This window comes from Moorena sp. SIO4A5, assembly GCF_010672005.1.
GTDB lineage: Bacteria > Cyanobacteriota > Cyanobacteriia > Cyanobacteriales > Coleofasciculaceae > Moorena.
Genome location: NZ_JAAHHZ010000326.1, coordinates 1 through 5,155, shown reverse-complemented (window position 1 = coordinate 5,155; position 5,155 = coordinate 1). Strand labels below are relative to the sequence as shown.

Here is a 5,155-nt window from a genome sequence, read left to right as displayed (position 1 = left end):
CCAGCGATTTGTACAGTTTAGGGGTGACCTGTATTCATCTGCTTACCAACGTTCACCCCTTTGATATGTTTAATAGTCTAGAAGGGAAGTGGGTTTGGATCGATTACCTCAGGCAACCTGTCAGTGAGCAGCTTATTCGCATCCTGAACAAAATGGTAGAAAATTTACCAGACCAACGCTACCAATCAGCCATTCAAGTCCTAGCAGCACTTGGTTTACCAGAGGATTTCGCTGCTATACCAGTAACGTCTTTATCTACAACAGTTACCCCTAAGTTTGATACTCCTACTTGGAAATGTGTACATACCTTTTCTGAAGAGTCGAGTGGAATTAATTCTATCGCCTTTAGCCCGAATGGACAAACTATAGTTAGTGGTAGTACAGATAAAACTATCACGATCTTTAACTGGCAAGCTAAAACAGTGGTAGCCAAACTTTCAGGACATTTAAATGTGATTGAGGCGGTTGGGTTTAGTCCAGATGGAGAAATTATCGCTAGTAGCAGTTGGGATCATACCATTAAACTATGGCATGGGTATACGGGAAATTTAATCCATACCCTTTGTGGACATTCTGCTTGGGTAAAGTGTCTGGCAATTAGTCACAATGGGCAACTTATAGCTAGTGGTAGTGCGGATCAGACTATTAAGCTTTGGATGCTGAAGAAGGCATCATTACAGACAACTTTGTTTGGCCATTTAGGAACCGTTAATACAGTAGCTATTAGTAAAGATGGACAACTGCTAGCTAGTGGTAGTGCTGACAAAACCATTAAGCTTTGGAATTTAGTAACTGGTAAGCTTGCCGCAACGATTACTGGACATTCGGCATCGGTAGAGTCACTCACCTTTAGCCCTAGTGGTCAAATTTTAATTAGTGGCAGTGCTGATAAAACCATTAAGATTTGGTTGCTGAAGAGGGATCGGTATTTACAAATACCAAAAAAACCGTTGCTTACTCTCACCGGACATGGGAATGCTGTTAAATCTATTGCCATTAGCCCTCAAGGGAATACCTTAATCAGTGGTAGCGCCGATAAGACTGTCAAAATCTGGCATCCTGGTAGTGGTGAATTGCTCTATACTCTCACGGATCATTTAAGCGCTGTCACTACCGTTGCTATTAGCCATGATGGTGCTACCATTGCTAGTAGTTCTCAAGATAATACTATTAAAATTTGGCAGTTTGAGTGATGTAAGCTATCAGCCGTCAGCTTATGCGCTACGCGCACGCTACGCGAACAGCTTATGCGGGCTGACGGCTGATAGCTGATAGCTTACAATCTATGATTGTTTCCGACGTTTTAAGGTTGAGGCAAAAAGCCACCCTCCTAGACCCAACATTCCCATCAATGTTGTTGGTTCAGGAACAAGTGTATAGGTGACAGTTCCACTTCCGAGAATAGGCTGGCGCGGCTCGTCTTCTGGAGTATAGAAGGTAGGATCGAAACCGTCAGTGAAATCACCATTAGAAAAACGGAAAAAATCTCCAGAGAATTCACCAACGGCGGTAAAAGGATGATAAACTACATCGTAATCTAACCCCAGTAATTCTCCGTTTAGGAAATTGACAGTTGGGAAGTCTGGGAAACGCTCGTCGTCCTCTTCATTTATTCGAGGATCACTAAATAGGGTAATTGACAAACCATCGTCAACTCCTAAACTCTCAGCTCCCACCTTAGTCAAACTTGAATCGTCAAAGGTAAACTCACCGTTGTAATAATCAGGATTGGGGGCAATATCGAGTTCAGAAGAGCCAGTCAGGAAAAAGCTCTTTTCCAGATTCACTGTGAAATTATATTTGACAGTTGCTGCTTCAACGAAGTTGATTCCGACTACCCCTAAGCTTAAGCTACCGCCAACGATCGCTGTTGCTACTTTAGTTAAAGTCTTGATTGTCATTGTTATTCTCCTAGTACAAGAAAAAAAACACCAAAAATTTCACCTCTTTTCCAGCTAAGAGGGAAGCACCCCGTGCCTGGATTTGTAGATTTCTCACTACCGCGATCGCATCATATGGGTATAAGGGTTTTTGTCATGGAAAAATCTTTCCTTTAGACATAAAATTGCTGGAAAATCTGCTATTGTTTCCGACGCTGTAAACTTGAAGTGAAAAGCCACCCTCCCAGACCCAACACTCCTATCAATGTTGTTGGTTCAGGAACCGTGGAAACTTTGGCAAATTGTCCTTTTGTTTCTAACTCAGTTAGTCGATCAATATAGGTGTCACCAACCTTGCCCGTCTCAATCAGTTCCTGGGTGGTTCGAGTCGGAAACGCAACATCTTCATGGCTACTAAAACCGATAGGAAAACCAAACTCATCCAACCAATCATCTACATGGACGTGAGGCGTACTACTTTGCGGTGGTTTTGACCAGAAGGTTAAACCATCGCTTCTGGAGCCATCTCCAATGTTGATTCCATCTGGGTCAAAGTAAGTCCCCGATTGGAGTATTTGCTTTGTTTGAGTATCAAAATTGAAGTTAACCCCTGCATCGAAATGATTATCGGTATAGGTTCTCAAAAAATTGCCTTGAGGATCAAAAAATGAGACAATCAGAGAATCTAAGTCACTGGTCCTGACGATTCCATCGGTATAACTTTGCGTTTCGTCATAGCTAAATAAACCGGTAACGCTAAAGCCAGCAATTTGACCTGTCCAATCAAATCCAAAGGTAATTGCCTCAGCTACGGTAGGGATAACGATGCTTAATGCTGTACTTAGGGTGATAACGGCTGTCTTTAAATAGCAAGACATAAGTTTAAACCTCCTAGAATCAAATGATCTGCTTTCGGCAGAAGGAGTTAGTAGTCAGTATTTAGTAGTTGCTAAACTCAAACTTACGAAGGATTTCTGAGTAAACATTTTTAACTCCTTCTTTTGAACTTATTATTAGTTTAAAAAATTTGCATTTTAAAACCGAATATGCTCTGATAAAACCCAATGTTAAAAGCCCCAAAATTGAATTGAATTCAGGAATGTGAAGCAGCTCAATAAATCGGGTATAGCATTATTGGGTTAGGGTAAGCATTGAGCTAATCTGCTACAGATGGTGGTATAGATTGTGCTTTTGAATAAAATGGGTAAGCATTCGTTTAATCTGAGTTACATCGTCACAGCGTCGAAGGCTGTGCCACAAAGCACCTCAAGTAGCGTGGCCTTGGCTTTTGGCTTTTGGCCAACGCCTGAATGCTTACTACCAAATAGCGGACGAGAAAAAAATGTAGGCATTGGTTGAACTGCTCTAAATCTCGAATGCCTCCTTATTAATAGTTTTTATCAATTAACGCCGATTTTAATCTATCAAGATTTTTAATAAAACTCAACCCTCAACTATGAAGATAATATAAAAATTTTATAAAGATAAGATGAAGATACCTTGACAATTTAAACTGATACACCTCAGAGGGTCACCACTGGACTCTGTTTATGATACAATTAAAGATTATGATTTAAAGCTGAGGGTAAAATTACGAGTAATCATCTGTTGCTAGAAACGATTTAATCAGGTTTTCAGCCTGATTGTTGAGGGCGACTTGCTCTGGGTTGAGCTCACTTTCTTTAGGGTAGAGTCCCGAGCACCGAACACCCATCACTTAACCCCTGTCTACTTTTCAGCCTTATTGTCACCTGATCAGCTGATCTACCTAGGCTTGCTGGGCTCAATCGTTACTCAAACCCTTAAGTAACCAAACCTCAGGGGAGAAAAATTTTGCTATTTGTTGACCTATATTGACTATAAGATTCATCAACTATTAATAAATAATATCAATTATTGACTAGTTAGGGAATAGGGAGCAGGGAGCAGGGAATAGGGAGTAGGAAAGAGCTCCAAAGAGTGTTTAATGTTGTGATAAATTAGCACTATTATTCATAACCTATTTATATATAGCGGTTCTCATAGCTATCATGGCAACCTCTCTAATCAATCCTAATCAAGATTTCGCTCTTTGGGCTGTGTTGCTGTCAGCAGCAACGATTGGATTCTGGGCAGAACGGACTCCTTGGGGAGCTAAACTATCTGGGGCTGTTGTCACCATTTTGGTAACGTTTATCCTATCTAATCTTAGGATTATCCCACCGGATGCTCCCGCCTATGGGGTGGTCTGGTCTTACTTAGTTCCATTAGCTATTCCTTTACTACTATTCCAAGCTGACTTGTTTAGGATTGTGCGAGAGGCTGGACCTACTTTAATTGCCTATGGAATTGGTGCAGTGGGAACAATTTTAGGCACAGTAGTAGCTTACTATCTGATTCCTTTAGGAGAAGAAGGTTGGAAGTTGGCAGCAATTTTTTGTGCTACTTATATTGGTGGTTCAGTTAATTTTGCGGCAACCGCTGAAAGCACTGGGTTACGAGCAGGAGATTTACTCAGTGCTGGGGTAGCAGCAGATAATTTAGTGATGACCTTGTACTTTTTAGTGCTGTTTTCTTTACCTTCCATTAAGTGGCTACGGGGAATTTTTCCTAACCAGCGCTCCCATGAAAATACTCATTCTAGTCAGTTTAGTATCTTTGATTCCCAGTCTCGACAACAACTATCTGTTTTCAAGATCAGTTTGGCATTAGCTATTAGTATGATTGCTTGTGCTGTAGGTTATGGTCTCGCTAGCTGGTTGGGCTTCAACAAAGGGGGAATTCTGGTGGTAACGATTTTAATTGTAATGTTAGCGACAGTATTCCCAAGCTATTTAAGTAGGATAACGGCTGCAGAAAAAATTGGCTATCTGCTGATGCAGGTATTTTTTGCTGTAATTGGAGCCAGCGCTAATGTGGAAATAGTGCTACGAGTGGGATCAGTTCTGTTTATCTTTGCTGGATTAATTCTCGCCATCCATTTGTTAGTGTTACTGGGAGTTGGGCGATTGCTGGGTTTGGATTTAGCTGAATTGGTGATTGCGTCGAATGCTAATATGGGTGGGCCAACTACAGCAGCGGCTATGGCAACAGCACGGCAGTGGGATAAGCTAGTTACTCCAGCGATTCTCTGCGGTACTCTGGGTTATGCTGTTGCTACGTTTATTGGTGTAGGATTAGGGAATTTTCTGCGCTCTTTGGGTTGATATATACCAAAGGGAACAGGGAACAGGGAACAGGGAACAGGGAGTAGCGATGCAGCGCCGACCTGCGGGGGTTTCCCCCATGAGCGACTG

General features: G+C 41.7%; 5 protein-coding genes. 2 read left to right on the top strand and 3 right to left on the bottom strand.

Features of this window, described 5'->3' with window-relative positions:
- The coding region (locus F6K57_RS36220; protein WP_293072946.1) for a WD40 repeat domain-containing serine/threonine-protein kinase at positions 1–1,193 on the top strand (1,193 nt) is incomplete at its 5' end.
- Positions 1,194–1,283: 90 nt separating this feature from the next.
- Here the strand turns inward: F6K57_RS36220 and F6K57_RS36215 are convergent.
- The 3 genes from F6K57_RS36215 to F6K57_RS36205 form a co-directional block, all read right to left on the bottom strand.
- Positions 1,284–1,901, bottom strand: coding sequence for a PEP-CTERM sorting domain-containing protein (locus F6K57_RS36215; protein ID WP_075904053.1), 618 nt, complete (start codon positions 1,899–1,901; stop codon positions 1,284–1,286).
- A gap of 179 nt (positions 1,902–2,080) precedes the next feature.
- Positions 2,081–2,758: a PEP-CTERM sorting domain-containing protein gene (locus tag F6K57_RS36210; protein WP_075904055.1), complete on the bottom strand. Its 678-nt coding sequence runs from the start codon at positions 2,756–2,758 to the stop codon at positions 2,081–2,083.
- A gap of 348 nt (positions 2,759–3,106) precedes the next feature.
- Positions 3,107–3,232, bottom strand: a complete 126-nt coding sequence (locus F6K57_RS36205; RefSeq protein WP_269087082.1) for a hypothetical protein — start codon at positions 3,230–3,232, stop codon at positions 3,107–3,109.
- Positions 3,233–3,910: 678 nt separating this feature from the next.
- Here F6K57_RS36205 and F6K57_RS36200 point away from each other — a divergent pair.
- The gene (locus tag F6K57_RS36200; RefSeq protein ID WP_075904057.1) at positions 3,911–5,065 is read left to right on the top strand and encodes a DUF819 family protein; all 1,155 of its coding nucleotides are present in this window, start codon (positions 3,911–3,913) and stop codon (positions 5,063–5,065) included.
- Positions 5,066–5,155 lie beyond the last annotated feature (90 nt).